General features: G+C 64.1%; 30 protein-coding genes. 23 read left to right on the top strand and 7 right to left on the bottom strand.

What is annotated here, in order from left to right; translation table 11 throughout:
• Nucleotides 1-13: 13 nt before the first annotated feature.
• The 3 genes from NR193_RS19945 to NR193_RS19935 all read right to left on the bottom strand — a co-directional run bounded on the left by NR193_RS19945 (nucleotide 14) and on the right by NR193_RS19935 (nucleotide 2339).
• A complete protein-coding gene (locus NR193_RS19945) occupies nucleotides 14-718 on the bottom strand; it encodes a glutathione S-transferase family protein (RefSeq protein ID WP_256752489.1) in 705 nt (234 codons plus the stop codon).
• A 152-nt stretch (nucleotides 719-870) separates the two neighbouring features.
• A complete protein-coding gene (locus tag NR193_RS19940; protein ID WP_256752488.1) occupies nucleotides 871-2079 on the bottom strand; it encodes a beta-ketoacyl synthase in 1209 nt (402 codons plus the stop codon).
• 5 nt (nucleotides 2080-2084) lie between these two features.
• On the bottom strand, nucleotides 2085-2339 hold the full coding sequence (locus NR193_RS19935; protein WP_006325998.1) for an acyl carrier protein: 255 nt from the start codon (nucleotides 2337-2339) through the stop codon (nucleotides 2085-2087).
• 206 nt (nucleotides 2340-2545) lie between these two features.
• On the opposite strand from NR193_RS19935, the gene NR193_RS19930 reads away from it, so the two are divergent.
• Genes NR193_RS19930 through NR193_RS19910 form a run of 5 tightly spaced genes read left to right on the top strand, consistent with a single transcriptional unit; the run spans nucleotide 2546 to nucleotide 4921 of the window.
• Complete coding sequence (locus NR193_RS19930) at nucleotides 2546-3388, top strand: urease accessory protein UreD (RefSeq protein ID WP_256752487.1); 843 nt, start codon at nucleotides 2546-2548, stop codon at nucleotides 3386-3388.
• Between the two features lie 28 nt (nucleotides 3389-3416).
• On the top strand, nucleotides 3417-3719 hold the full coding sequence (locus tag NR193_RS19925) for an urease subunit gamma (RefSeq protein WP_023693076.1): 303 nt from the start codon (nucleotides 3417-3419) through the stop codon (nucleotides 3717-3719).
• 10 nt (nucleotides 3720-3729) lie between these two features.
• Complete coding sequence (locus NR193_RS19920) at nucleotides 3730-3987, top strand: DUF1272 domain-containing protein (RefSeq protein ID WP_256752486.1); 258 nt, start codon at nucleotides 3730-3732, stop codon at nucleotides 3985-3987.
• A gap of 32 nt (nucleotides 3988-4019) precedes the next feature.
• The gene (locus tag NR193_RS19915) at nucleotides 4020-4607 is read left to right on the top strand and encodes a HupE/UreJ family protein (RefSeq protein ID WP_256752485.1); all 588 of its coding nucleotides are present in this window, start codon (nucleotides 4020-4022) and stop codon (nucleotides 4605-4607) included.
• An 8-nt stretch (nucleotides 4608-4615) separates the two neighbouring features.
• The gene (locus NR193_RS19910; RefSeq protein WP_256752484.1) at nucleotides 4616-4921 is read left to right on the top strand and encodes an urease subunit beta; all 306 of its coding nucleotides are present in this window, start codon (nucleotides 4616-4618) and stop codon (nucleotides 4919-4921) included.
• 83 nt (nucleotides 4922-5004) lie between these two features.
• Here NR193_RS19910 and NR193_RS19905 read toward each other — a convergent pair whose 3' ends face one another.
• Both NR193_RS19905 and NR193_RS19900 read right to left on the bottom strand, forming a co-directional pair.
• Complete coding sequence (locus NR193_RS19905; RefSeq protein ID WP_256752483.1) at nucleotides 5005-5499, bottom strand: hypothetical protein; 495 nt, start codon at nucleotides 5497-5499, stop codon at nucleotides 5005-5007.
• Nucleotides 5500-5613: 114 nt separating this feature from the next.
• Nucleotides 5614-5988, bottom strand: a complete 375-nt coding sequence (locus tag NR193_RS19900; protein WP_256752482.1) for a hypothetical protein — start codon at nucleotides 5986-5988, stop codon at nucleotides 5614-5616.
• 167 nt (nucleotides 5989-6155) lie between these two features.
• On the opposite strand from NR193_RS19900, the gene ureC reads away from it, so the two are divergent.
• The 8 genes from ureC to NR193_RS19860 all read left to right on the top strand — a co-directional run bounded on the left by ureC (nucleotide 6156) and on the right by NR193_RS19860 (nucleotide 12398).
• Nucleotides 6156-7868 carry an urease subunit alpha gene (gene ureC, locus NR193_RS19895; RefSeq protein WP_375162717.1) on the top strand — a complete coding sequence of 571 codons (1713 nt, stop codon included), beginning with the start codon at nucleotides 6156-6158 and terminating at the stop codon, nucleotides 7866-7868.
• A gap of 95 nt (nucleotides 7869-7963) precedes the next feature.
• Nucleotides 7964-8557 carry a hypothetical protein gene (locus NR193_RS19890; RefSeq protein WP_256752481.1) on the top strand — a complete coding sequence of 198 codons (594 nt, stop codon included), beginning with the start codon at nucleotides 7964-7966 and terminating at the stop codon, nucleotides 8555-8557.
• Nucleotides 8558-8614: 57 nt separating this feature from the next.
• Entirely contained in the window at nucleotides 8615-9220 is a 606-nt protein-coding gene (locus tag NR193_RS19885; protein WP_256752480.1) for a glutathione S-transferase family protein, read from the top strand.
• On the top strand, nucleotides 9217-9810 hold the full coding sequence (locus tag NR193_RS19880; RefSeq protein ID WP_256752479.1) for an urease accessory protein UreE: 594 nt from the start codon (nucleotides 9217-9219) through the stop codon (nucleotides 9808-9810). The genes NR193_RS19885 and NR193_RS19880 overlap by 4 nt, the downstream gene beginning before the upstream one ends.
• Nucleotides 9803-10474, top strand: a complete 672-nt coding sequence (locus NR193_RS19875; protein WP_256752478.1) for an urease accessory protein UreF — start codon at nucleotides 9803-9805, stop codon at nucleotides 10472-10474. Before NR193_RS19880 ends, NR193_RS19875 begins: the two co-directional genes overlap by 8 nt.
• Complete coding sequence (locus NR193_RS19870; RefSeq protein ID WP_256752477.1) at nucleotides 10471-10911, top strand: DUF3995 domain-containing protein; 441 nt, start codon at nucleotides 10471-10473, stop codon at nucleotides 10909-10911. The genes NR193_RS19875 and NR193_RS19870 overlap by 4 nt, the downstream gene beginning before the upstream one ends.
• Nucleotides 10908-11549 (top strand): urease accessory protein UreG, encoded by a 642-nt coding sequence (gene ureG / locus NR193_RS19865; RefSeq protein WP_256752476.1) that lies wholly within the window; start codon nucleotides 10908-10910, stop codon nucleotides 11547-11549. The genes NR193_RS19870 and ureG overlap by 4 nt, the downstream gene beginning before the upstream one ends.
• An 81-nt stretch (nucleotides 11550-11630) precedes the next feature.
• On the top strand, nucleotides 11631-12398 hold the full coding sequence (locus NR193_RS19860) for a class II aldolase and adducin N-terminal domain-containing protein (protein WP_256752475.1): 768 nt from the start codon (nucleotides 11631-11633) through the stop codon (nucleotides 12396-12398).
• Between the two features lie 8 nt (nucleotides 12399-12406).
• Here NR193_RS19860 and NR193_RS19855 read toward each other — a convergent pair whose 3' ends face one another.
• Entirely contained in the window at nucleotides 12407-13039 is a 633-nt protein-coding gene (locus NR193_RS19855) for an HAD family phosphatase (RefSeq protein WP_256752474.1), read from the bottom strand.
• 257 nt (nucleotides 13040-13296) lie between these two features.
• On the opposite strand from NR193_RS19855, the gene NR193_RS19850 reads away from it, so the two are divergent.
• Nucleotides 13297-14256 (top strand): sugar-binding transcriptional regulator, encoded by a 960-nt coding sequence (locus NR193_RS19850; protein ID WP_256752473.1) that lies wholly within the window; start codon nucleotides 13297-13299, stop codon nucleotides 14254-14256.
• Between the two features lie 67 nt (nucleotides 14257-14323).
• On the opposite strand, the gene NR193_RS19845 is transcribed toward NR193_RS19850, so the two are convergent.
• Nucleotides 14324-14509 (bottom strand): hypothetical protein, encoded by a 186-nt coding sequence (locus tag NR193_RS19845; RefSeq protein ID WP_256752472.1) that lies wholly within the window; start codon nucleotides 14507-14509, stop codon nucleotides 14324-14326.
• 110 nt (nucleotides 14510-14619) lie between these two features.
• Between NR193_RS19845 and gcvA the strand changes: the two genes are divergently transcribed.
• The 9 genes from gcvA (at nucleotide 14620) to NR193_RS19800 (ending at nucleotide 24639) form a co-directional block, all read left to right on the top strand.
• Nucleotides 14620-15525: a transcriptional regulator GcvA gene (gcvA, locus tag NR193_RS19840; protein WP_256752471.1), complete on the top strand. Its 906-nt coding sequence runs from the start codon at nucleotides 14620-14622 to the stop codon at nucleotides 15523-15525.
• A gap of 227 nt (nucleotides 15526-15752) precedes the next feature.
• Complete coding sequence (locus tag NR193_RS19835) at nucleotides 15753-17063, top strand: sugar ABC transporter substrate-binding protein (RefSeq protein WP_091584003.1); 1311 nt, start codon at nucleotides 15753-15755, stop codon at nucleotides 17061-17063.
• 122 nt (nucleotides 17064-17185) lie between these two features.
• Complete coding sequence (locus tag NR193_RS19830; RefSeq protein WP_256752470.1) at nucleotides 17186-18058, top strand: carbohydrate ABC transporter permease; 873 nt, start codon at nucleotides 17186-17188, stop codon at nucleotides 18056-18058.
• 10 nt (nucleotides 18059-18068) lie between these two features.
• Complete coding sequence (locus NR193_RS19825; protein WP_256752469.1) at nucleotides 18069-18893, top strand: carbohydrate ABC transporter permease; 825 nt, start codon at nucleotides 18069-18071, stop codon at nucleotides 18891-18893.
• A gap of 51 nt (nucleotides 18894-18944) precedes the next feature.
• Nucleotides 18945-19943 (top strand): ABC transporter ATP-binding protein, encoded by a 999-nt coding sequence (locus NR193_RS19820; RefSeq protein WP_091583998.1) that lies wholly within the window; start codon nucleotides 18945-18947, stop codon nucleotides 19941-19943.
• A gap of 2 nt (nucleotides 19944-19945) precedes the next feature.
• Nucleotides 19946-20716: an L-iditol 2-dehydrogenase gene (locus NR193_RS19815; protein ID WP_256752563.1), complete on the top strand. Its 771-nt coding sequence runs from the start codon at nucleotides 19946-19948 to the stop codon at nucleotides 20714-20716.
• Nucleotides 20717-20879: 163 nt separating this feature from the next.
• The gene (locus NR193_RS19810; protein WP_256752468.1) at nucleotides 20880-22358 is read left to right on the top strand and encodes a mannitol dehydrogenase family protein; all 1479 of its coding nucleotides are present in this window, start codon (nucleotides 20880-20882) and stop codon (nucleotides 22356-22358) included.
• Between the two features lie 14 nt (nucleotides 22359-22372).
• Entirely contained in the window at nucleotides 22373-23056 is a 684-nt protein-coding gene (locus tag NR193_RS19805; RefSeq protein ID WP_256752467.1) for an HAD family hydrolase, read from the top strand.
• On the top strand, nucleotides 23053-24639 hold the full coding sequence (locus NR193_RS19800) for an FGGY-family carbohydrate kinase (RefSeq protein ID WP_256752466.1): 1587 nt from the start codon (nucleotides 23053-23055) through the stop codon (nucleotides 24637-24639). The genes NR193_RS19805 and NR193_RS19800 overlap by 4 nt, the downstream gene beginning before the upstream one ends.
• Nucleotides 24640-24660 lie beyond the last annotated feature (21 nt).

Here is a 24660-nt window from a genome sequence, read left to right as displayed (position 1 = left end):
CGGCGCCTACACCTCAGCCCCTCGCCGGAATCGTGAGACCCTTCTGCACCGCCGGTCGCGCCAGGCCGCGCTCCAGCCATGCCGCCACATTGGCGAAATCATCGAAACCAACGAGCTCGCGCGCTTCGTAGAAGCCGATCAGGTTGCGCACCCAGCCGAGCAGGGAGATATCGGCGATGGTGTAGTCGTTGCCCATGATCCACTTGCGACCCTTCAGCCTGTCGTCGAGCACGCCGAGCAGCCGTCGCGATTCATCGCGATAGCGCTCCAGCGGGCGCTTGTCGGCGATCTCACGACCAGCGAATTTGTGGAAAAAACCGAGCTGGCCGAACATCGGTCCGACCGAGGCCATCTGGAAGAAAACCCACTGGATCGTCTCGTAGCGCCGCGCCGCGTCCGCCGGGATCAGCAGGCCGGTCTTTTCGGCGAGGTAGAGCAGGATGGCGCCGGATTCGAACAGGCCGATCGGCTTGCCGTCCGGGCCATTCGGATCGATGATCGCCGGTATCTTGCCGTTGGGATTGAGCGACAGGAATTCCGGCGTCCAGCTTTCATTCTTGCTGATGGCGACCAGATGCGGCTCGTAGGGCAGGCCGAGTTCCTCCAGGGCAATCGATATCTTCACGCCGTTCGGCGTTGTTGCCGAGTAGAGCTGGATCTGGTCCGGGTGCTTGGCCGGCCAGCGCGTTGCGATCGGGAAGGCGGACAGGTCAGCCATGGAAAACTCCTGAATGGGGGGGTGCGTCGGGAGGCGCGGTTTGGCGGGGGCGGCCAAGGATTAGGCGCGCGACGCGGCATGATCAATATGGTGGCGACAGTTTCGCCGTGCACGGACAGTCAACGGAACGGATGGCGCGGGACGGTCCTGAATCAGACCGCCTTGAACGCCAGCACCGCATTGGTGCCGCCGAAAGCGAAGCCATTGCTGATCGCCGCCCGCACCTTGCGCTCGCGTGCCACGTTCGGCGTGACGTCGAGGTCGCAATCGGGATCGGCCTCGCGAAAATTGGCCGTTGGCGGCACGATGCCCTCGCGGATCGCCATGACACAGGCGATCATCTCCAGCGCGCCCGATGCGCCAAGGCAATGGGCATGCATCGACTTGGTCGATGACACCGACAGTCTGTAGGCGGCGTCGCCAAAGACGCGCTTGATGGCCGCCGTCTCGATCTGGTCGTTGGCCTTGGTGCCGGTGCCGTGGGCATTGAGATAGTCGACATCCTCGGGATTGAGCCCGGCGTCGGCCAGGCAGGCGCGCATGGCGGCCGTTGGTCCTTCGATGGTCGGCGCGACGATGTCGGACGCGTCGGCGGAAAGGCCGGCGCCGGCAATTTCGGCAAGAATGGTGGCGCCGCGTGCCATGGCGTGCTCGTAGGTTTCCAGCACCGCCATGCCGGCGCCTTCGCCAAGCGACAGGCCCTGGCGGTCGGCCGAGAATGGCCGGCACGTATCCGGAGCCAGCACCCGCAGCGCTTCCCAGCCCTTCAGAATTCCCCAGACCAGCGGTGCATCGGTGCCGCCGGCGACCATCACATCGGCGCGGCCGAGCCTGATCTGGTCGACCGCCGAGGCGATGGCGTGGTTGGACGACGAGCAGGCGGATGTGACGCCGAAAACCGGACCGCGCAGACCGAGATTGATGCTGACCTGGCCGGAGGCCGCACTCGGCATCACTTTCGGCACGGTGAAGATGCCGGCGCGATTCCTGCCCTCGATCAGGATGGCGCGATAGTTCTCCTCGATCGCTTCCCAGCCGCAGACGCCGACGCCGACGACGGTGCCCATCCGGTAGGTGGTGGCTTCATCCGCAACCAGGCCGGACTGCCGCAACGCTTCCCTGGCCGCGATCACCGCCAGCAGGCTGAAGCGGTCCATCGACACCAATTGCTTGCGATCTATGCCGTGATCAGGAAGCGTCTTGATTTCGCAGCCGACCTTGACCTTGAGATCATGCAGTTGCGGGCTGCTGATCGCGCCGATGGCCGAGCGGCCGGCACGCATTTCGTTCCAGATCGCGGGTGCGTTGGTGCCGAGCCCGCAAATGCCGCCCATGCCGGTGATGACGACGCGCTTATGCATTCAGTTCAAGCTTTTTTCGCGATCAGCGCGCGAACAGCTTCAACCATGTCGCCGACATTCTTCAGATTGCTCCAGGCATCGACCGTGTTCATCTCGATCTCGATGCCATATTCTTCCTCGAGATCAAAGATGATCTCCGTCAGCTCCAACGAATGGATACCAAGCGCTGTCAATTCGGTGTTGGTGGTGATTTCCTCGCCGCCCGGCTCGGCATGAGCCTTGATCTTCGCGATGATATCCGTTGCCAGCTGGTCGGCCATTCGGTTTCTTCCCCACTTTTGTCGCGTTTCCCGACGCCAATTGGACAGCGCCCCTTGTTCTCCCGGTATCAAGCCGTCGTCGTCGCTTTATACCCCCGCCAAGCGCTGCATGACCGTACCAAGGTGGTTCCCTCTATAGAAACCAAAACGTTGTCAAGCAACAAGCTATATATCGACAAAGCCGCCGTAGTGCTTAACGTGCAGGCATGGATACGATCGAACATGGCGGGATTTCGACGCTGGCGGCCCAGCGCGCGGCGGGCGTGGCGCGGCTTTCCTGCGCTGTTGGCGACGGTCGCACGCGCTTGTTGCGCCTCTATCAGGACGGTGCCGCCAAGATAAGGATGCCGACCGTCGCGGCCGATCCGCTCGAAGCGGTGCTGATCAACACCGCCGGCGGGATGACCGGCGGCGACCGTCTCGGCTGGCAGGTGGATGTCGGCCCCGGCGCCTCGGCGTCGGTAACGACCCAGGCCTGCGAGAAGATCTATCGCGCGGCGTCCGACCGTGCCGAAGTGCGGGTCGGATTGTCGGTCGGCGAAAACGGCCGCATCGCCTGGCTGCCGCAGGAAACCATCGTCTTCGACAGGGCTGCGTTTGCCCGTACGCTCGACGTCGAGCTTGCCGCCAACGCCGAGGCGCTGGTGCTGGAGGCCACGGTGTTCGGCCGCCTGGCCATGGGAGAGCGCGCCGCGCAGGGCAATTTCCATGACCGCTGGCGGGTCCGCCAGGATGGCTCCCTCATCCATGCCGAGGATTTCCGCATCGGGCCCGATATTGCTGCCACGCTCGGCCGCCCGGCGATTGCCGGTGGTGCGATCGCGATGGCGACGCTGCTGCTGGTGTCGCCGCGGGCCGATGCCCTGCTCGATCCGGTTCTCGAGATCGTCGGCGACCAGGGCAGCGCCAGTGTCTGGAGCGTGAGGAAATCTGGCAAGCTTCTTGCGAGGCTTTACGCCGAGGACGGCTACCGGCTCCGCCAGCGGCTGGTTCCGCTCGTCGAACTGCTCAACGGAAGGGCGGGACTGCCCAAATTATGGTCACTGTGATCTTGTCTATGCCAGTCCGGGAAAACGCATGAACCTGACGCCGAGGGAAAAGGACAAGCTGCTGATCGCCATGGCGGCGATCGTGGCGCGCAAACGGCTCGAACGCGGCGTCAAGCTCAATCATCCGGAAGCGATCGCGCTGATCACCGACTTCGTCGTCGAGGGCGCCCGCGACGGCCGACCGGTCGCCGAACTGATGGAGGCCGGCGCCCATGTCGTCACCCGCGCGCAAGTGATGGAAGGCATCGCCGAGATGATCCATGACGTGCAGGTGGAAGCGACGTTCCCCGACGGCACCAAGCTGGTGACCGTGCACGAGCCTATTCGGTGAGGAGAGAAAAATGCTTGAACTGCGCCCCAACTGCGAATGCTGCGACAAGGACCTGCCGCCGGAGGCGGCGGATGCGGTGATCTGCACCTTCGAATGCACCTTTTGCGCCGATTGCGCCGAAAACGTGCTGGACGGCGTCTGCCCCAATTGCGGCGGCAATTTTTCAGCCCGGCCGATCCGCCCGGCAACGATGCTGAAAAAGCATCCGGCTTCGACCAAACGCGTTCTCAAGGCCGAAGGCTGCGGCCCGGCCCGCAAGGCCGCGTGAGCACCACGACACTTCAAACGGAAGGCAAATCGATGATGTCAGCCAAACGCCTGTGCCTCTCGGCGATCCTGCTGCTGGCCGCGGCCATGCCGGCCTATGCCCATGTCGGCGCCGGCACGACCTCCTCCTTCACGGCCGGCTTCATGCATCCGCTCTCCGGCCTCGACCATATGACTGTCATGATCGCGGTCGGCCTGTGGGCGGCGCTCAAGGGCGGCAAGGCAATCTGGGCATGGCCGGCGGCCTTTGTCGGCGTCATGGCGGCCGGCGGTGCGCTCGGCATGCTGCATGTGCCGCTGCCCTTCGTCGAACCGGCCATCCTGGCCTCGGTCGTGGCGCTCGGGCTGCTGGTGGCGCTGGCGGTCGATCTGCCGGTTTCGGCCGGCGTCGCCATCATCGGCCTGTTCGCCCTGTTCCACGGCCATGCCCATGGCACCGAAGTGCCGGAAAACGCCGGCGGGCTCGAATACATGGCCGGCTTTGCCATCGCCACCGCGCTCCTGCACGCCATCGGCATCGCCGCAGGCCTTGGCCTCGGCATCAGGTTCCGTGGTCTGGCCCGCGCCGCGGGTGCGGCCTGCGCGGCGGTCGGTGCCGGCCTCGTCTTCGGCGTTCTGTGAGGGGCGCGATGATCCCGGGCGAAGTCATCACCGCAAGCGGCGACATCGAGCTCAACAAGGGCCTGCCGACCGTCACCCTGAAAGTGGCCAACAGCGGCGACCGGCCGATCCAGGTCGGCAGCCACTACCATTTCTTCGAGACCAATGAGGGGCTGAAGTTCGACCGCGACCAGGCACGCGGCATGCGCCTCGACATCGCCGCCGGCACCGCCATGCGCTTCGAGCCGGGCCAGGAGCGTGACGTCACGCTGGTGCCGCTCGGCGGCAAGCGCGAGGTCTATGGATTTCAGCAGAAGGTGATGGGGAAGCTGTGAGATCGATGGCGTCTTCGCGTCGCCCAAAAGTGTCGAGCGGTGTCGGGGCAACGACATGCATAGAAACACGTGGCGCTTTCGACTCAGTTCGACGGCCTCGCCGCGGCGTAGATGACGATCTTTCCTGGAGCGTCGAATTCGACGGCGAGAACATCCTCGGCAAGCACGCGCCGCGACTCGATGGCGTTGAACAGCAGGGCGTTGGCCTCGATCTCCTTGCGCAGTTCAGCAATGTCGTCCTGATGCTGCTTGACCTTGCTCTCGATAGCCGGCGGCGGGCCGCCTTCGCTGCGCGCGGCGTCGGTGAGGAACACGATATCGACCTTGTCGAGCTTGGACGTCTTGCGCACCGTGCCGATGTTTTCACGCGTCCGCTCTATCGCCGTGTTGACGGTCCCAGCTTCGGCGTTGGCCTTGGCCTCTTCCTGCTTGACCTCCGAGCCGATGATACGGTTGACGGTCTCCGGGTTTTCAAGGCCCTGCGCATTCAGCGCGGCGTGGGGGAGGCTCAGGGCCAGAAACGCAGCCACCGCAATGGCCTGCGGCCATCGGGCGTCGGGCAAGGTGGTAATGGACATCGCTCGCTTTCGAGATTTGTTTCAGCACTCAGGAAACGAAACGACTCCAGCCCTGCCACGGTTCCCTTGCCGATGTGGACGGCGGGCCGGAATCTGGCCCGCCGCTCCGCGTCCTTAGCTCGCCTTCTTGGTGATCAGGGTCAGCGCGCCGTTGGGCTGCATGCTGGCCGCGATCACCTGCGCCGAGGTAAGCCCCTTGGCTTCGAGAGCCGACTTGACCTCGGGCGTGGCGTCGATCGAACTGCGCAGTTTCTGCAGGCCGGCGTCGCCACGCTTGGCGATCACCTGGTTGACCTGCGTCTGCGTGGCTTCGGGCAGTTCCTTGATGTCGACGATGTTGACGCTCTGGATCGTCGGCGCGGCCGCCGGCGCACCGGGTGCCGCGGGCGCGGGCGCGGCTGGCGTTTGAGCCGGCGTGGGCTGTTGCTGGGCACTGGCCGCGCCCGCCAGCATCAGGCTGGCCGCCGCGAGAAGTATCATCTTGCGCATGGATTTTCCTTTCCATCGATTGACAAATGGTCGTTTTGGGGTGGCCGGCCCACCTCAACCGGGAAATGGGATCAGAAGGTGTCGCCCAGCGGGTCATTGCATGACCATAGGATGGCGACGCTATGGAGTTCGGCTGCGGCCAGAGCGCATTTCGGGAGCAATTGCTGATGGCTAGAATAACCCGCGCCGCCTACGCGCAGATGTATGGCCCGACCGTCGGCGACAGGGTGCGGCTTGCCGACACCGAGCTGTTCATAGAGGTCGAGAAGGATTTCACCATCCATGGCGAGGAGGTGAAGTTCGGCGGTGGCAAGGTCATCCGCGACGGCATGGGCCAGAGCCAGGTCTCGCGGGCACAGGGCGCCGTCGACACCGTTATCACCAACGCGCTGGTGATCGATGCCAGCGCCGGCATCTTCAAGGCCGATATCGGCCTGAGCGACGGCCGCATCGCCGCCATCGGCAAGGCCGGCAATCCGGACACGCAGGATGGCGTCACCATCATCATCGGCCCCGGCACCGAGATCATCGCCGGCGAAGGCAAGATCCTGACCGCCGGCGGCTTCGACGCGCACATCCATTTCATCTGCCCGCAGCAGATCGAGGAAGCGCTGATGAGTGGCATCACCACCATGCTGGGCGGTGGCACCGGCCCGGCCCACGGCACGCTGGCGACGACCTGCACGCCGGGGCCTTGGCACATGGCCCGCATGATCCAGTCGTTCGACGCCTTTCCGATGAACATCGGCCTGTCGGGCAAGGGCAATGCGTCGCTGCCCGCAGCGCTCGAGGAAATGGTGCTGCGCGGCGCCTGTTCACTGAAGCTGCACGAGGACTGGGGCACGACGCCGGCGGCGATCGACTGCTGCCTGTCGGTCGCCGACGACTACGACGTGCAGGTGATGATCCACACCGACACGCTGAATGAATCCGGCTTCGTCGAGAACACGGTGGCGGCGATCAAGGGCCGCACCATCCACGCCTTCCACACCGAAGGCGCCGGCGGCGGCCACGCCCCCGACATCATCAAGGTCTGCGGCCTGCCCAACGTCATCCCGTCCTCGACCAATCCGACAAGACCCTACACGGTCAACACTCTGGCCGAGCATCTCGACATGCTGATGGTCTGCCATCATCTGTCGCCGTCGATCCCCGAGGACATCGCCTTTGCCGAAAGCCGCATCCGCAAGGAAACCATCGCGGCGGAAGACATCCTGCACGACATCGGCGCCTTCTCGATCATCTCCTCGGACAGCCAGGCCATGGGCCGCGTCGGCGAAGTGGCGATCCGCACCTGGCAGACCGCCGACAAGATGAAGCGCCAGCGCGGCTCGCTGCCGCAGGAAACCGGCAACAACGACAATTTCCGCGTCCGCCGCTACATTGCCAAATACACGATCAATCCGGCCATCGCGCACGGGCTGTCGAAGGACATCGGCTCGATCGCGGTTGGCAAACGCGCCGACCTGGTGCTGTGGAACCCGGCCTTCTTCGGCGTCAAGCCGGACATGGTGCTGATCGGCGGCATGATCGCCGCCGCCCCGATGGGCGACCCCAACGCCTCCATCCCGACGCCGCAGCCAATGCACTACCGGCCGATGTTCGGCGCCTATGGCAAGGCAAGGACCAACTCGTCGGTGACCTTCGTCTCGAAAGCCGCGCTCGAGTCGGGGCTGCATGGCAGGCTCGGCGTCGACAAGCAGTTCGTCGCCGTGGAAAACACGCGTGGCGGCATCGGCAAGCATTCGATGGTGCTCAACGACGCCACGCCGCATGTCGAGGTCGATCCCGAGACCTACGAGGTCCGCGCCGACGGCGAACTGCTGACTTGCGAACCGGCGACGGTGCTGCCGATGGCGCAACGATACTTTCTGTTTTGACGCGAAATCGGGGATCGGGCCGACTGGTGCAAAATCCGTTGCGGCTGGTGACCGGACGCCGCAATATGCGGCTCAACGAAACCGCATGACCAGCCATGGCCACCGAAATCGCCTCTGCCCACGATATCTTCCCGCATATCCGCATCGTCATGGGCATGGTGATCGGGCTCGGCGTCACCCGCCTTTTGTCGGGACTGGCCCGCATCGTCCAGCATCCCGGCCAGTACAAGCTCTATCCCGTGCATCTGGCCTGGGTCGCCTCGGTGCTTTTGATGCTGGTGCATTTCTGGTGGTGGGAGTTCGGCCTCTACGCGATCGAAACCTGGACCTTCGGCAAGTACCTGTTCATCATCTTCTATGCGATCACGCTGTTCCTGCTCTGCGCGTTGCTGTTTCCGGATTCCATGCTGGACTACACCAGCTACGAGGATTTCTTCTATTCGCGCCGAGGCTGGTTCTTCGGCCTCTTGGCAGCGACCTATCTGCTCGACGTTGTCGATACGCTCTTGAAGGGGCCGGAGCATTTCGCCCGCTTCGGCAACGAGTACCTGTTCCGCACGCCGGTCTTCGTCGTGCTCTGCATCGTCGCGATCCTGGTGCGCGACCGCCGCTTCCACATCGCCTTTGTCGCGGCCGCGCTCGTCTATCAGATATCGTTCATCCTGCGGCTCTTCGACACGATCGTTTGAGCGGCATTGGGTGGACCGCTGGCATGGTCTAGGCTTCTGGGAAAGCAGGGTTCAACAATGTACAAGGCCGTCGGATCGCGTGGGTCCCGGGTCAGCCGCGTTCTCTGGATGCTCGAGGAACTCGGGCAGCCCTATGAATTCGTCGAGGTCAAATTGCGTTCGCCGGAAGCCTATGCGTTGAACCCGTCGGGTAAGGTGCCGATCCTGATCGATGGCGACCTCACGGTAACGGATTCGGCGGCGATCTGCGTCTATCTGGCCGACAAGCACGCGGACATGGGAATGGGTGCAAACCCGGGCGTTGCCGGCCGCGCCGAGATGGATTCCTGGATGCATTTTGCCCAATCGGAATTCGAAGCGCCGCTGTGGAACAAATTGCGCCACCGGTTCCTGCTGCCGAAGGAAGTGCGGGTCGATGTCGGCCCCGCGGCGGCTCATGACTTTGCCACGGAGGTCAAGGCACTGGACCGTCGGCTTGGCGACAAGCCCTTTGCGCTGGGTGACCGGTTTTCCGCCGTCGACGTGTTGCTCGGCGACATGGGAAGCTGGGCTCGCGCCGGAAAATTCCCGATCGAGTCCGACCGCGTCAACGCCTATCTCGACCGCGTGCTTTCGCGACCCGCCCGCGCACGGGCACAAGCCAATGGCGGAGCCATGAAATGAAGCTCAATCTCAACACCGACTTCACCAAATTCCCGCGTGCCGTCGCGGTGCTGCCCGCCGGCGGCGCCGGAACCACCGCGCCATCCGGTCGTGCCGTTCTTGCCCATGACGAGCGGCATCTGCGCCGCCGGGCTATCGAACTTGCCGACGGCAACAAGGTGCTGGTCGACCTGCCAGAGCCTGTCGCGTTGAACGATGGTGACCGGCTGGTGCTGGAGGATGGACGCCATATCGAGATCATCGCGGCGCCGGAAGATGTCTATGATATCCGCGCCCGCGATGCCGTACATCTGAGCGAGCTCGCCTGGCATATCGGCAACCGCCATCTCGCGGCAAGCATAGAGGCCGGGCGCATCCTCATCCTGCGCGACCATGTCATCAAGGCGATGCTGGAGGGGCTCGGCGCCACGGTGCGCGACGTCTCCGAACCGTTCAAGCCGGTGCGCGGGGCCTATTCCGGCGGGCACGATCACGGCCATGGTCATGCCGAGGCGCATGCACACAGCCACACCGAAGCGCACAGCCATGCCCATGGCGAATCGCACTCCCATTCGCACAGCCACGCCGGCCACCACCACGACCATGACTGACCAGCCGTCGAACATCGCCCTGCTGCGGTTGATGGCGTGGCTGTCGCCGGCCTTTCCGGTCGGCGGCTTCTCCTACAGCCACGGTCTCGAACGCGCGGTGCACGATGGGCTGGTTGCCGATGCCGGCAGCCTCGCCGGCTGGCTGGAAACGCTGGTCGAGATGGGCTCCGGCTGGAACGATGCCGTGCTGTTCGCCGAGAGCTGGCGCCGCGCGCGCCGCGCCGGGGATCTCGACGAGATTGCCGCGCTGGCCGAGGCTCTGGCCGGGTCGCGCGAACGCCATACCGAGACCATGCTGCAGGGCGCCGCCTTCCTGAAAGCAGCCTCGGCCTGGCCCAACCCCGGGCTGGATCGCTTGCCGGCCGAATGCGCCTATTGTGTCGCCGTCGGCGCTGTTGCCGGCGGCAACGGCATCGCGCTTCAGGACGCGCTTTCCGCCTTCCTGCAAGCCTTCTTCTCCAACCTCGTCCAAGCCGCGATCAGGCTCGGCGTCGTCGGCCAGAGCGCGGCCACCGTGTTGCTTGCTGGCTTCGAGCCTTTGGCGCTGTCAACTGCCGCCCGCGCTGCGCGCTCATCACTTGACGATCTCGGCGGCTGCGCTTTCGTCTCCGATGTCATGGCGATGAAGCACGAAACCCAGTATTCGCGATTGTTCCGCTCATGATCGTCCTTGCCTTCGTGCTGTCCTTTGTTCTGCTGCTGATCACCGCGCTGCATGTCTATTGGGGCATTGGCGGCATCTGGCCGGGCAAGGATGCGGCATCCTGCGCCCATGCCGTCGTCGGCTTTCACGGTGTCGATGACATGCCGACGCCGTTCGCCAGTTTCGCCGTGGCCGCGTGCCTGGGCCTGGCGACGCTGTGGCCGCTGGCGCTCGAGGGCGTCTTTGCTTCACCCTTCCCCAGGGAGGGCCTTGCTGCAACCGCGCTGCTCATCTGTATGGTTTTCCTGGGGCGCGGCATCGCCGGCTTCACGCCATGGTGGCGCCGGCTGGCGCCGGAGCAGCCTTTCGCGCGGCTCGATGTCCGCTATTATTCGCCGCTGTGCCTGCTGATCGGGCTCGGCTTCGCAGTCCTTGCCATCACGGAGTTTCCCACATGACACAGAAAAATGGCCCGCTGCGCGTCGGCATTGGTGGCCCGGTCGGTTCGGGCAAGACGACGCTGACCGAAAAGCTGTGCAAGGCGCTGCGCGACGAATTCTCGATCGCCGTCGTCACCAACGACATCTACACCAAGGAAGATGCCATGATGCTGGCCCGGTTGCAGGCGCTGCCCGAGGATCGCATCATGGGTGTCGAGACCGGGGGCTGCCCGCATACCGCCATCCGCGAGGACGCCTCGATCAACCTGCAGGCGATCGCCGAGATGAACCGGAAATTTCCGGATCTCGACATCGTCTTCATCGAATCCGGCGGCGACAACCTCGCCGCCACCTTCTCGCCGGACCTTGCCGACCTGACGCTCTATGTCATCTCGGTCTGCCAGGGCGAGGAGATCCCGCGCAAAGGCGGGCCGGCGATCACCCGCTCCGATTTCCTCATCATCAACAAGAGCGATCTTGCGCCCTATGTGAACGTCAACCTCGACGTGATGGAGAGCGACGCCAGCCGCATGCGCGGCAAGCGGCCGTTCGGTTTCACCGATCTGTCGCGCGGCAAGGGGCTGCAGGAGGTCATCGATTTCATCGTCGAGCATGGCGGGCTGCGGACCGGCGTAGCAGCAAGCACGGCGGCATAGGGCCGTGGGCTGCACCAAGCGAAACCGGTTGCGGGCCCGGGCTGGTCGCGGCATTCTCGCCTCTTTCACGGAGTGTCGTCGATGAGCATCGCCCGCCTGCAGAAGGAAACGCTGACCAACCTGCCCTTCCATGAGGAGCGCGTCGATCTCGCCTGCGCCTTTCGCTGGACGGCGCGGCTCAACATGCACGAGGCGGTGGCCAACCATTTCTCGCTGGCCATCAACGATGACGGCACGCAGTTCCTGATGAACCCCAACCAGATGCATTTCTCGCGCATCAAGGCGAGCGACCTTTTGATGATCGATGCCAACGATCCCGATACGCTCTCCGGCCCGAACGCGCCCGATCCGACCGCGTGGGGCCTGCACGGCGCCATCCATCGCAATGTGCGGCACGCGCGCTGCGTCATGCATGTCCATTCCATCCATGCCACGGTGCTGGCGTCGCTCGCCGACTCTCGCTTGCCGCCGGTCGACCAGAATTCGGCGATGTTCTTCAACCGCCATGTCGTCGACGGCCACTATGGCGGGCTGGCCTTCGAGGAAGAGGGCGAGCGCTGTTCGCAGCTGCTCGTCGATCCCAAGGTCAAGGTCATGGTGATGGGCAATCACGGCGTGCTGGTCATCGGCGACACGGTCGCCGATGCCTTCAACCGCATGTTCTATTTCGAGCGTGCCGCCGAGACCTATATCAAGGCGCTGTGGACCGGCCGGCCGTTGCGCGTGCTCTCGGACGCGATCGCGGAGAAGGCGGCGAGCGAGATGGATGACTATCCCGGCCAGGCCGAACGCCATCTCAGCGAGTTGAAGGCGATCCTCGACGAGCAGGAACCGGCCTACCGGAACTGAGCGCCTGGCTAGAGCCCCAGTTCTGCCCGAAGCTCACCGGCGCTGTTGATGACGACAGCGCCCGGCGGACCAGCCATCGGCGCTTCCGGCCAGAAGATCGTCTTCATCCCCGCCGCCAGCCCCGCCATGGCGCCCGGCCAGCTGTCGTCGATCGCTATTGCCTGCGCGGGATCGACGCCAGCGAGATACGCGGCGCGCAGGAATGGTTCGGGATGCGGCTTGCCTTCGCGCACATCGTTGCGGCTGATCGTCTTCATGCCAGGATAGGTCAGCCCGACCATGTGCAGATTGGCGTCGACGATCATCCGGTCCGAATTCGACACGACGGCTTGCGCGACGCCCCTTGCCCGCAGATCGTTGAAGATCTCGATCGCACCGGGGCGCGGCTTCAGGCTCTCTACAAGCGGCAGATAGTGCTCGTATTTGCGGACGATCCAGTCGTCGAAGGGCAGATCCAGGCCGAACTCGTCGCGCATCATTTCGTAGACCGGCCAGGCGGCGACACCGAGCACGCGCTCATGCAGGTCGGGCGGCGGCACGAGGCCGACATTGCGCATCGCCGCCACCAGGGCGGCTTCGTGCAGGGGTTCGCTGTCGACCAGCGTGCCGTCCATATCCCAGAAAACCGCTTTCGGTGTCATGGAGAAAATCCCTTTTTCTGATCCCTTAAAGGGTTTGCGCCGGGAGATAAACCTTCCGGCCAGCTATCCCTTGTCGTCTTTCCAGGGCCGAAACCGCCCGTCATCCCTCGCTCGACACGAGCGAAGGATGACATTTCCGTCGTGGGCATGTCGCGGCGCAAGCAATTGCCCTGGAGATTGACAATTGCGCAGGACGCTTTTCCCTGTAAGAGTAGCGGCGAACCGCCCTGATGACCGGCGGCTTCGGGAGGCAGGACGTGAGTATCCGGCAGGATGGCGGCAGCAACAGGCTGGACGACGCGGCGCGCGCCGGCTGGCTTTATTATGTTGCCGGCAACACGCAGGACCAGATTGCCGCCACGCTCGGCATTTCACGGCAGACGGCACAGCGGCTGGTATCGCTGGCGGTGTCGGAAGGGCTGATCAAGGTTCGCGTCGACCATCCGATCGCCAACTGCCTCGATCTGGCGGCACGGCTGAAATTGCGCTTCGCGCTCGATCTGGTCGAGGTGGTGCCGAGCGATCCCAACTCGTCCTCCACCACCATCGGCATCGCCGAGGCGGCCGCCGCCGAGATCGAGCGGCGGCTGCGATCGCCGACCCCGATCGTCATGGCGATCGGCACCGGGCGCACGCTGAAGGCGGCGATCGAGCAGCTGCCGCCGATGGACTGTCCGCAGCACAAGGTGGTGTCCTTGACCGGCAACATCTCGCCGGACGGCTCGGCCGCCTTCTACAACGTCATCTTCACCATGGCCGACAGGGTGAAGGCGCGATCCTTCCCGATGCCGCTGCCGGTCATCGCCTCTTCGCCGGAGGAGCGCGAGATGCTGCTCAACCAGCCGATGATCCAGCCGACGCTGGCGCTGGCCGCCGAGGCCGACGTCACCTTCATCGGCATTGGCGACCTCGGCCCCAAGGCGCCGCTCTACGAGGACGGCTTCATTTCGGAAAGTGAGTTGAAGGCGCTGCAGAAGGCCGGCGGCATCGCCGAAATCGTCGGCTGGGTGTTCGATCGCGAAGGCCGCATGATCGAAGGCATCACCAACGACCGGGTGTCGTCGGCTTCGCTGCCGTCACGCGAAAAATCGCTGGTCATCGCGCTTGCCATGGGCGAGCGCAAGCTGCCTGGTATCCTGGCGGCGGTGAACAGGCGGCTGGTCAACGGGCTCATAACCGATGAACGGACGGCGGCAGCCCTGCTGGCTAGCGGATGACGCCGAACCGCTTTCGCTTGCGGGACTGTAACGGCACCGTGACCTATTTGGGATAAGGTCAGTCAAGCTATTTGCCCCGCCCGAAAGGGTCGTTGCCATCAAGGAAACCGAGGTCGCGTTGCAAATGCGGGGAGAGGTCCCTGATGTCGAGATGCGCTCTTTTTCTGACAGCGAACCAGCCGAATCCGTCCGCGAGCCACGAAATCCAGCGATGATCCGGGGTTGGAATGCATTTTTGCTGCGCCATGGTCATGATCGTCAACCTTCGCTATCTTGCACCCGAATGACGGGCTGATGCTGAATGTCGGTCTTGCCGGCCGCCTTTGCCAATCGAACGTCGATAAGGACCCATAAGGAGGCTTTATGCCGGACCTTGGCTCGCGACAGGTTTCGCAGCTCCCGCCGCTGCAGGCGATCCGGGTGTTCGAAGCGGTGGCCCGGCATCTTTCCTTCACCAAGGCCGCCGAGGAGCTTGCCATGACGCAGGCTGCGGTCAGCTATCAGATCAAGGTGCTGGAGGAACGGGTCGGCGCGCCGCTTTTCCTGCGGCGGCCGCGCCAGATCGCACTGACCGAGGCCGGACAGCGCCTGGCGCCGGCGGTCAGCGAGGCCTTCGCCATTCTTGGCCAGGCCTATGCCGCGGCACGCGGCGGGGCCGATGGGTTGCTATGTGTCACCACCGTGCTGACCTTTGCCTCGAACTGGCTGGCGCATCATCTGGGCTCGTTCCAGATCGCGCATCCGGCTCTTGCCGTGCGGCTCGAAACGTCGAGCCGGCTGACCGATTTCGCCCGCGAGGATGTCGATCTCGCCATCCGCTCGGGTGGCGGCAAATGGCCGGGGCTTGAAGCCTACAAGCTGCTCGATGCCGATTTCACGCCGATGCTGAGCCCCAGGCTGGCCGCGAGCATTGGCGGCGTCAAGGAACCGGCCGACCTGTTGCGGCTGCCGATCCTCGATCCCGGCGACATCTGGTGGACGCAGTGGTTCGAGGCTGCCGGCGTGCATTCGCACGATCTTGCCAGTCGGCCCGGCAGCAGCATGGGCGCACAGGCCTATGAGGCCAATGCGGCAATCGCCGGTCATGGCGTGGCGATCCTGACCAGGGCGCTGTTCAAGGCGGAGCTGGCGGACGGCCGCCTGATCCAGCCTTTCGACCTGGTCGGTGACGACGGCCACGCCTATTGGCTGGTCTACCCGGAAGCGCGCCGCAACGTGCCGAAGATCCGCGCCTTCCGCGACTGGCTGCTGGCCGAGATCGCCTGCTGAGAGGCAAGCCTCCAGCAATCCCACTCAATCCTGCACGCCGTCCTGTCCTGCCGCCTGACAAAGGCGGCGGGCGGGGCTCGTCCCCGCACTATCCGCGCGTCCATTGCCCATCGGCGTCGCCGGTGTGCTGCGCTGCAGCATCGAATCCGGCTTGACATAATTAACACTAAATGAGTAATTGCTCACAGCCAAGGCAAATGCTCATCTTGGTTCATGGGAGGAATTTGATGAAACTTCGCACGCTCACCCTGGGCTTGTTGTCGGCAAGCGCTCTTGCCTTCGCCGCACACGCCGAATCCATCACCATCGCCACCGTCAACAATGGCGATATGGTCCGCATGCAGAAGCTGACCGACGACTTTACCAAGGCTAACCCCGACATCACGCTGAACTGGGTTACGCTCGAGGAAAACGTGCTGCGCGAGCGCGTCACGACCGACATCGCCACCAAGGGCGGCCAGTATGACGTGATGACCATCGGCACCTACGAGGTTCCGATCTGGGCCAAACAGAGTTGGCTGTTGCCGCTCGACAAGCTCGGCGACGACTATGACGCCAAGGACATCATCCCGGCCATCGCCGGCGGTCTTTCGGTCGACGGCAAGCTCTATGCCGCGCCCTTCTACGGCGAAAGCTCGTTCGTCATGTACCGCAAGGACCTGATGGACAAGGCCGGGCTGAAGATGCCCGACGCGCCGACCTGGGACTTCATCAAGCAGGCCGCCGACAAGATGACCGACCGCGCCAATGGCGTGAATGGCGTCTGCCTGCGCGGCAAGGCCGGCTGGGGCGAGAACATGGCCTTCCTGACGGCGATGTCGAACTCGTTCGGCGCCCGCTGGTTCGACGAGAACTGGAAGCCGCAGTTCGACCAGCCCGAATGGAAGAACACGCTGCAGTTCTATGTCGACCTGATGAAGGCCGACGGCCCCGAAGGCGCGTCGTCCAACGGCTTCAACGAAAACCTGGCGCTGTTCCAGCAGGGCAAGTGCGGCATGTGGATCGACGCCACCGTCGCGGCGTCCTTCGTTTCGGACCCGAAGAACTCGACCGTCGCCGACAAGGTCGGCTATGCCCTGGCGCCCGACAATGGCCTGGGCAAGCGCGGCAACTGGCTGTGGGCATGGTCGCTGGCGATCCCCGCCGGCACGCAGAAGGCCGACGCCGCCGAGAAGTTCGTTTCCTGGGCGACCAGCAAGCACTACGCGGAACTGGTCGCTTCGAAAGAAGGCTGGGCCAACGTTCCTCCGGGCACGCGCTCCTCGCTCTACGCCAATGCCGAGTACCAGAAGGCGGCTCCGTTCGCCAAGATGACGCTGGACTCCATCAACGCCGCCGATCCGACGCATCCGACCGTCAAGCCGGTGCCCTATGTCGGCGTCCAGTTCGTCGCCATCCCTGAATTCCAGGGTCTCGGCACCACAGTCGGCCAGCTCTTCTCGGCGGCTCTTGCCGGCCAGTCGAGCGTCGACGATGCGCTGAAGCAGGCCCAGGACGCTGCCACCGCGGCAATGACCGAAGGCGGTTATATCAAGTAAGGCTCCTCCCGGTGCCGAATGCCGGTCGCCTTCCTGGCCGGCAACGGCCGCCCGAATCCCAGTTCGGGCGGCCGCCTTTAACGCCTCTGAAAATTCAGTCTGACCAGTGAAGGGTGACCGTCATGGCTACTCAGCAGACCCGTTCGCTTGCCCGTTTCATGATGGCGCCATCCGTGGTGCTGCTGTTCGTCTGGATGATTGTGCCGCTGGTCATCACCATCTGGTTCTCCTTCCAGCAGTACAACCCACTCAACCCGATCCACGACGGCTTCGTGGGCTTCTCGAACTACGCGCTGTTCTATTCAAACCCGGCCTTCCTGCAATCGATCCTCAACACGCTCACGCTGGTGGTCAGCGTGCTTCTGATCACGGTGATCGGCGGCATCCTGCTGGCGCTTCTGATCGATCAGCCGATGTGGGGACAAGGCATCGTCCGCATTCTCGTCATTTCGCCGTTCTTCGTCATGCCGCCGGTGGCAGCATTGGTCTGGAAGAACATGATCATGCACCCGCAATATGGCGTGTTCGCCGATATAGCGCGCTTGTTCGGGGCCCAGCCGATCGACTGGTTCGGGCAACATCCGATGCTGGCGATCATCATCATCGTCGCCTGGCAGTGGTTGCCTTTCGCGACGCTGATCCTCTTGACCGCGCTGCAGTCGCTCGACGGTGAGCAGAAGGAGGCCGCCGAGATGGACGGCGCCGGCTTCATCAGCCGCTTCATCTATCTGACGCTGCCGCATATGTCGCGCGCCATCACCGTCGTCATCCTGATCCAGACGATCTTCCTGCTCTCCGTCTATGCCGAGATCCTCGTCACCACCAATGGCGGCCCGGGATACGCCTCCACCAACCTGCCCTTCCTCGTCTACCAGAAGGCGTTGCTGGAATTCAAAATCGGCCAGGCATCCGCCGGCGGTGTGATCGCCGTCATTCTCGCCAACATCGTTGCCTTCTTCGCCATGCGCGCCGTCGGCAAGAACCTGGACAAATAGGGAGGATACGATGGCACGCTCAGTCACCACCCAGCACAAGACGATCGCGACCGCGGCCGCTTGGATCGTCGCCCTGCTGATCTTCTTCCCGATCCTCTACACGATCATCACCTCGTTCAAGTCGGAGCAGGAAGCCATCCAGGGCTTCAGCATCATCCCGTCCGGGACGATGGAGAGCTACGCCGAGGTCCAGGCGCAGAGCGGCTACTTCAAATTCTTCTTCAACTCGGTGCTGCTCTCGGTCGGCTCGACCATCCTGGCCCTGCTGGTCGCCATACCGGCGGCATGGTCGATGGCCTTCTCGCCGACCAAGCGAACCAAGGACATCCTGATGTGGATGCTGTCCACCAAGATGATGCCTGCGGTCGCCGTGCTGTTCCCGATCTACCTGATCTTCCGCGACACCGGCCTGCTCGACAGCCGCATCGGCCTGATGATCATGCTGATGCTGATCAACCTGCCGATCGTGGTGTGGATGCTCTACACCTACTTCCGCGAAATCCCCGGCGAGATCCTGGAAGCGGCGCGCATGGACGGCGCTTCGCTGTGGAACGAGATCGTCTATGTGCTCACACCCATGGCGGTGCCGGGCATCGCCTCGACCATGCTGCTCAACATCATCCTGGCCTGGAACGAGGCGTTCTGGACGATCCGGCTGACGACTACCGAAGCAGCACCGCTGACGGCCTTCATCAGCTCGTTCTCCAGCCCGCAAGGCCTGTTCTGGGCCAAGCTTTCGGCGGCCTCGACACTGGCCATCGCGCCGATCCTGATCATGGGCTGGTTCAGCCAGAAGCAGCTGGTGCGCGGCCTGACATTTGGTGCGGTGAAGTAACGGACGTTGCCTGAAGCAAACGACGAAAAATAACCCCTCGGGGAGGAAACCATGGGAAACATCACGCTCAAGAACGTCTCCAAGTCCTTCGGGGCGACGTCCATCATCCCCGGCCTCGACCTGGTGATCGAGAATGGCGAGTTCGTCGTCTTCGTGGGCCCGTCGGGTTGCGGCAAGTCAACGCTGCTGCGCCTGATCGCCGGGCTGGAGGACACCAGCGGCGGCACCATCAACATCGACGGCCGTGATGTCACCGGCGAAGCGCCGGCCAAGCGCAAGCTCGCCATGGTGTTCCAGTCCTACGCGCTCTACCCGCACATGACGGTGGCCAAGAACATCGCCTTCCCGCTGAAGATGGCGGGCGAGGACCAGGCCACCATCGACAGGAAGGTGAAGGACGCGGCGCGCGTGCTGAACCTCACCAACTATCTCGAACGCCGGCCCGGCCAGCTCTCCGGCGGCCAGCGCCAGCGCGTCGCCATCGGCCGCGCCATCGTGCGCCAGCCCTCGGCCTTCCTGTTCGACGAACCGCTGTCCAACCTCGACGCCGCCTTGCGCGGCACGATGCGGCTGGAGATCAGCGAGCTGCACCACCAGCTCAAGACCACCATGATCTACGTCACCCACGACCAGGTCGAAGCCATGACCATGGCCGACAAGATCGTCGTGCTGAACGCCGGCAACATCGAGCAGGTCGGCTCGCCGATGGAACTCTACAAGACACCGAAGAACCTGTTCGTGGCCGGCTTCATCGGCTCGCCGAAGATGAACCTCATCGAAGGCGCGCCGGCGGCCAAATACGGCGCCAAGACGATCGGCATCCGTCCCGAGCACATGGAGATCTCGACCACCGCTGGCGAATGGAAAGCGACCGTCGGCGTTGCCGAGCATCTGGGATCCGACACCTTCCTGCACGTCCAGGCCGATGGCGTCGGTCCGCTGACGGTGCGCGCCGACGGCGAGCTGGCCGTGCATCACGGCGACACCATCTATCTGACGCCCGACAAGGCCAAGCTGCATCGTTTCGGCGCCGACGGAAAGGCGATGTGACCATGCGACTGGCCGGCAAATCGGCGCTGATCACGGGCTCCGCCCGTGGCATCGGCAGGGCTTTCGCGGAAGCCTATATCGGCGAAGGCGCCACCGTCGCCATTGCCGACATCAATCTGGAGGCTGCGCAGAAGACAGTCGCCGAGATCGGCGTCAAGGCCTATGCGGTCAAGCTCGACGTGACCGACCTTGCCTCGATCGAGGCGGCGGTGAAAGCCGTCGAGGCGAAGACCGGCGGCCTCGATATCCTGATCAACAACGCCGCCCTGTTCGATCTGGCGCCGATCGTCGAGATCACCAGGGCGAGCTACGACAGGCTGTTCTCCGTCAATGTCGCCGGCACGCTGTTCATGCTGCAGGCCGCCGCCCGCTCGATGATCGCGCGAGGCAAGGGCGGCAGGATCATCAACATGGCGAGCCAGGCCGGACGGCGCGGCGAGGCACTGGTCGGCGTCTATTGCGCCACCAAGGCCGCCGTCATCTCGCTGACCCAGTCGGCGGGGCTCGACCTGATCAAGCACCGCATCAACGTCAACGCGATTGCCCCCGGCGTGGTCGATGGCGAGCATTGGGATCACGTTGATTCGCTGTTCGCCAAGTACGAAAACCGGCCGAAGGGCGAGAAGAAGAAGCTGGTCGGTGACGCCGTGCCCTATGGCCGCATGGGCACGGCCCATGACCTTACCGGCATGGCGGTCTTTCTCGCCAGCAGTGACGCCGACTACATCGTCGCTCAGACCTACAATGTCGATGGCGGCCAGTGGATGAGTTGAGGGCGGGGACAGCCTCTTCTCCTCGTTCCTCCGCGCGGAGAAGAGGCCGACATCAGGGGCGGGCAGCATCGACCTCGGAAGATTGCACCGCCCCTACCTCTCCCCCGTGAAAGACGGGGAGAGGGAGTAACGAAGGCCGCAGCCCGGCCAAAGGGTAAAACAGATGACCGTGAAACTCTCGTCTTCAAATCTCTCCAAGCTGCCCGCCAAGGTCGCCGGTCCGAAATATGACCGCGCGGCGCTCAAGGCCGGCATCGTGCATTTCGGAGTCGGCAATTTCCATCGCTCGCACCAGGCCGTCTATCTCGACGACCTGTTCAATTCGGGCATCGGCCACGACTGGGCGCTGGTCGGCGCCGGCGTGTTCGAGGGCGAGAAGATCGGCCGGGCCAAACTGGAAGAGCAGGACTGGCTGACCACGGTGGTCGAGCAGGATAGTGGCCATATGAGTGCCCGCGTCACCGGCGCGATGATCGACTTCCTGACGCCGGGCGACGCGGCCGGCATCATCGAACGGCTTGCCGACCCGGCGATCAGGATCGTTTCGCTGACCATCACCGAGGGCGGCTACTTCATCGATCCGGCCTCCGGCGTGTTCAACCCGACCCATCCCGATATCGCCGCCGACGCGCAGCCAGGCGCCACGCCGAAGACCGTGTTCGGCATCATCCTTGCCGGACTGGTACGCCGCCGCGATGACGGCATCGTGCCGTTCACAGTGATGTCCTGCGACAACATCCCCCACAATGGCCATGTCACCTCCGACGGCGTCATCGGCCTGGCGCGCCTGATCGACGAGGATCTGGCGAACTGGGTCAGCGACCATGTTGCCTTTCCGAACGGCATGGTCGATCGCATCACCCCGGCCACCACCGACCGCGAGCGCGGCATCCTGGCCAGGGACTTTGGCGTCGAGGACAACTGGCCGGTGTTCTGCGAGCCGTTCCGGCAATGGGTGCTGGAAGACCATTTCACCGATGGCCGTCCGCCATTGGAAAAAGTCGGCGTGCAGTTCGTCAGGGACGTCGCACCCTATGAGTTGATGAAGATCCGCATCCTCAATGGCGGCCATGCCGCCATTGCCTATCCGGCCGGCTTGATGGACATCCATTTCGTCCATGAGGCGATGCAGGAGCCTCTGGTCGCCGGCTTCCTGGCCAAACTCGAACGGGAAGAGATCATTCCGACGGTGCCGCCGGTGCCGGACACGGTTCTGGAAGAGTACTACCAGCTCATCGAGAGCCGCTTCTCCAATCCCAAGATCGGCGACACGGTGCGCCGTCTCTGCCTCGACGGCTCCAACCGCCAGCCGAAATTCATCATCCCGACCATCGCCGACCGCCTGAAGGCGGGGAAAAGCGTCGCCGGCCTGGCGCTGGAATCAGCGCTGTGGTGCCGCTACTGCTTCGGCACGACGGATAGCGGCGCCGTCATCGAGCCCAACGATCCGAGCTGGGACCGGCTGCAGGTGACGGCAAAGGCGGCCAGGGAAGCGCCTGCCGCCTGGCTTGCCATGGAGGACATCTATGGCGATGTCGGCCGCGCCGCACCGTTCGTCGAGGCGTTCGCTCATGCCCTCGATGTATTGTGGGCGGATGGCGCGCGGGCCACGCTGACGCGCTACCTCGCCGGCAAGCTCTGAGACCACCCGAAACCATGGCGCCTGAACTGGTCATCTTCGACTGCGACGGCGTTCTGGTCGACAGCGAAGCGCTCTCCGTCTCGGCGCTGATTGGCATGATCGAACTTGCCGGTGGCAGCGTCAGTGAGGACACCGCCTACGAGCATTTCCTCGGCAAGAGCATGAAAACCGTCCGCGAGATCCTAGGCCGCGACTTCGGGCTCGACATCACCGACAGGCACCTGACCGAGATGCGCGTCGAATTGATGCGCAGGTTCCGCGAGGAGCTGAAGCCGATCCCCGGCGTCACGGAGATGCTGCCGAAGCTCGGGCTGCCGTTCTGCGTCGCGTCCTCGGGCACGCTCGACCGTATCCGCTATGCGCTCGACGTCACCGGATTGCTTGGGCTGATGGAGCCACATCTGTTCAGCGCCGGCATGGTGGCCAAGGGAAAGCCCGCGCCGGACTTGTTCCTGCATGCCGCCGCCAGCATGCGAGCCCAGCCGCGCAACTGCGTCGTCGTCGAGGACAGCCCCGCCGGCATCGCCGCGGCGCGGGCGGCAGGCATGCGCGTCCTTGCCTTCACCGGCGGCTCGCATGCCGGCAACCCCACCTTGAAAGCGCGGCTTGCGTCGAGTGAACCGGACTTTATATTTGCTGACATGCTGCAATTGCCCGATCTGATTGCAGGCCTGGGAGCGAGAGTTAAAGCATCTTGACGAAACAATTTGTCTGCGCGGTCGATGTCGGCACCGGGAGCGCCCGCGCGGGCATTCTCGACACCACTGGCAGCTTGCTCGGACGCGCCGAGCGGCCCATCGCCAAGAACCAGCCAAAGGCCGATCACGCCGAACATGATTCGCGCGATATCTGGTCGGCAGTCTGCACCGCCGTACGCGCCGCGCGCCAAAAAGCCGGCGTCGCCGCCGAAGATATTGTCGGCATCTCGTTCGACGCCACCTGTTCGCTGGTGGTGCGTGGCCGGCAAGGCGACCAGCTCAGCGTCTCGGTCAGCGGCGACAAGCGCTGGGACACCATCGTCTGGCTCGACCATCGCGCCATAGCCGAGGCCGACGAATGCACGACAAGCGGCCACGCCGTGCTTGATTATGTCGGTGGCGTCATGTCGCCGGAAATGGCGACGCCGAAGCTGATGTGGCTGAAACGACATCTACCGAAGACCTGGAATGAAGCCGGCTATCTATTTGACCTGACCGATTTCCTGACCTGGCAAGCGACAGGCTCGCTGGCCCGCTCGCAATGCACGCTGACCGCCAAATGGACCTATCTGGCGCATGAAGAGAGCGGCTGGCGGCGCGATTTCTTCGAGATCGTCGGCCTCGATGATCTTTTTGAGCACGGCAATTTGCCGGAGAGAGCCAGTGCGGTCGGCGCCGATATCGGCCAATTGACCGAGCAGGCGGCGGCGGAGCTTGGCCTGACGGAAAAGTGCCGGGTCGGCGCCGGCGTCATCGATGCCTATGCCGGCGCGCTTGGCGTGCTCGGCGGCTTTGCCGGTGACGAACAGAACATCGGCCGCCATCTGGCGCTGATCGCCGGAACATCCTCCTGTGTCATGGCGATGTCGCCCGACCCGCAGCCATTCGCCGGCGTCTGGGGTCCCTATTACGGCGCGGCGCTGCCCAAGCTGTGGCTGTCGGAAGGCGGCCAGTCGGCGACAGGCGCCCTGCTCGACCACATCATCCGCTGGCACGGCGCCGGCGGCGAGCCAGACGCCGCCATGCATGCCAAAATCGCCCGGCGTGTCGCCGAACTGCGCACCATCGAGGGCGAAAGCCTGGCTGCAAGGCTGCATGTGCTGCCGGACTTCCACGGCAACCGCTCGCCGCTTGCCGATCCGCACGCCGTCGGCGTCGTCAGCGGGCTGACGCTGGATTCCTCCTTCGACAGCCTGTGCAAGCTCTACTGGCGCACCGCCGTCGGCATCGCGCTCGGCGTGCGCCATGTGCTGGAGGCGCTGAACGAGAACGGCTACCTGATCGACACGCTTCATGTCACCGGCGGCCACACCAAGAACCCGCTTTTGATGGAGCTCTATGCCGACGCCACCGGTTGCACGGTGATCGAGCCGCTGGCCGACGAGGCGGTGCTGCTCGGCACTGGCATGGTGGCGGCCACCGCGGCCGGGCTTTTTCCCGACCTCAACGCTGCCTGCCTTGCCATGCAGCAGGGCGGCAAGAGGCGCGCGTCCAACCCCACGGCAACCGGGCGCTTCGACCGCGATTACCGGATTTTCCTCGAGATGCACCGGCAGCGGCAGGTGCTGGACGCGATCCGGTAGAGCGCGGAAGCCAATCCCTGG

Source organism: Mesorhizobium sp. Mes31 (genome assembly GCF_024519675.1).
GTDB lineage: Bacteria > Pseudomonadota > Alphaproteobacteria > Rhizobiales > Rhizobiaceae > Mesorhizobium.
Note: the sequence above shows the minus strand (reverse complement) of the source record. Positions and strands in the feature narration are given on the sequence as shown.

Coding starts and splice junctions, on each gene's coding strand:
- NR193_RS19945 (WP_256752489.1), bottom strand. CDS start 718: ATGGCTGACCTGTCCGCCTTCCCGATCGCAACGCGCTGGCCGGCCAAG.
- NR193_RS19940 (WP_256752488.1), bottom strand. CDS start 2,079: ATGCATAAGCGCGTCGTCATCACCGGCATGGGCGGCATTTGCGGGCTC.
- NR193_RS19935 (WP_006325998.1), bottom strand. CDS start 2,339: ATGGCCGACCAGCTGGCAACGGATATCATCGCGAAGATCAAGGCTCAT.
- NR193_RS19930 (WP_256752487.1), top strand. CDS start 2,546: ATGGATACGATCGAACATGGCGGGATTTCGACGCTGGCGGCCCAGCGC.
- NR193_RS19925 (WP_023693076.1), top strand. CDS start 3,417: ATGAACCTGACGCCGAGGGAAAAGGACAAGCTGCTGATCGCCATGGCG.
- NR193_RS19920 (WP_256752486.1), top strand. CDS start 3,730: ATGCTTGAACTGCGCCCCAACTGCGAATGCTGCGACAAGGACCTGCCG.
- NR193_RS19915 (WP_256752485.1), top strand. CDS start 4,020: ATGATGTCAGCCAAACGCCTGTGCCTCTCGGCGATCCTGCTGCTGGCC.
- NR193_RS19910 (WP_256752484.1), top strand. CDS start 4,616: ATGATCCCGGGCGAAGTCATCACCGCAAGCGGCGACATCGAGCTCAAC.
- NR193_RS19905 (WP_256752483.1), bottom strand. CDS start 5,499: ATGTCCATTACCACCTTGCCCGACGCCCGATGGCCGCAGGCCATTGCG.
- NR193_RS19900 (WP_256752482.1), bottom strand. CDS start 5,988: ATGCGCAAGATGATACTTCTCGCGGCGGCCAGCCTGATGCTGGCGGGC.
- ureC (WP_375162717.1), top strand. CDS start 6,156: ATGGCTAGAATAACCCGCGCCGCCTACGCGCAGATGTATGGCCCGACC.
- NR193_RS19890 (WP_256752481.1), top strand. CDS start 7,964: ATGGCCACCGAAATCGCCTCTGCCCACGATATCTTCCCGCATATCCGC.
- NR193_RS19885 (WP_256752480.1), top strand. CDS start 8,615: ATGTACAAGGCCGTCGGATCGCGTGGGTCCCGGGTCAGCCGCGTTCTC.
- NR193_RS19880 (WP_256752479.1), top strand. CDS start 9,217: ATGAAGCTCAATCTCAACACCGACTTCACCAAATTCCCGCGTGCCGTC.
- NR193_RS19875 (WP_256752478.1), top strand. CDS start 9,803: ATGACTGACCAGCCGTCGAACATCGCCCTGCTGCGGTTGATGGCGTGG.
- NR193_RS19870 (WP_256752477.1), top strand. CDS start 10,471: ATGATCGTCCTTGCCTTCGTGCTGTCCTTTGTTCTGCTGCTGATCACC.
- ureG (WP_256752476.1), top strand. CDS start 10,908: ATGACACAGAAAAATGGCCCGCTGCGCGTCGGCATTGGTGGCCCGGTC.
- NR193_RS19860 (WP_256752475.1), top strand. CDS start 11,631: ATGAGCATCGCCCGCCTGCAGAAGGAAACGCTGACCAACCTGCCCTTC.
- NR193_RS19855 (WP_256752474.1), bottom strand. CDS start 13,039: ATGACACCGAAAGCGGTTTTCTGGGATATGGACGGCACGCTGGTCGAC.
- NR193_RS19845 (WP_256752472.1), bottom strand. CDS start 14,509: ATGACCATGGCGCAGCAAAAATGCATTCCAACCCCGGATCATCGCTGG.
- gcvA (WP_256752471.1), top strand. CDS start 14,620: ATGCCGGACCTTGGCTCGCGACAGGTTTCGCAGCTCCCGCCGCTGCAG.
- NR193_RS19835 (WP_091584003.1), top strand. CDS start 15,753: ATGAAACTTCGCACGCTCACCCTGGGCTTGTTGTCGGCAAGCGCTCTT.
- NR193_RS19830 (WP_256752470.1), top strand. CDS start 17,186: ATGGCTACTCAGCAGACCCGTTCGCTTGCCCGTTTCATGATGGCGCCA.
- NR193_RS19825 (WP_256752469.1), top strand. CDS start 18,069: ATGGCACGCTCAGTCACCACCCAGCACAAGACGATCGCGACCGCGGCC.
- NR193_RS19820 (WP_091583998.1), top strand. CDS start 18,945: ATGGGAAACATCACGCTCAAGAACGTCTCCAAGTCCTTCGGGGCGACG.
- NR193_RS19815 (WP_256752563.1), top strand. CDS start 19,946: ATGCGACTGGCCGGCAAATCGGCGCTGATCACGGGCTCCGCCCGTGGC.
- NR193_RS19810 (WP_256752468.1), top strand. CDS start 20,880: ATGACCGTGAAACTCTCGTCTTCAAATCTCTCCAAGCTGCCCGCCAAG.
- NR193_RS19805 (WP_256752467.1), top strand. CDS start 22,373: ATGGCGCCTGAACTGGTCATCTTCGACTGCGACGGCGTTCTGGTCGAC.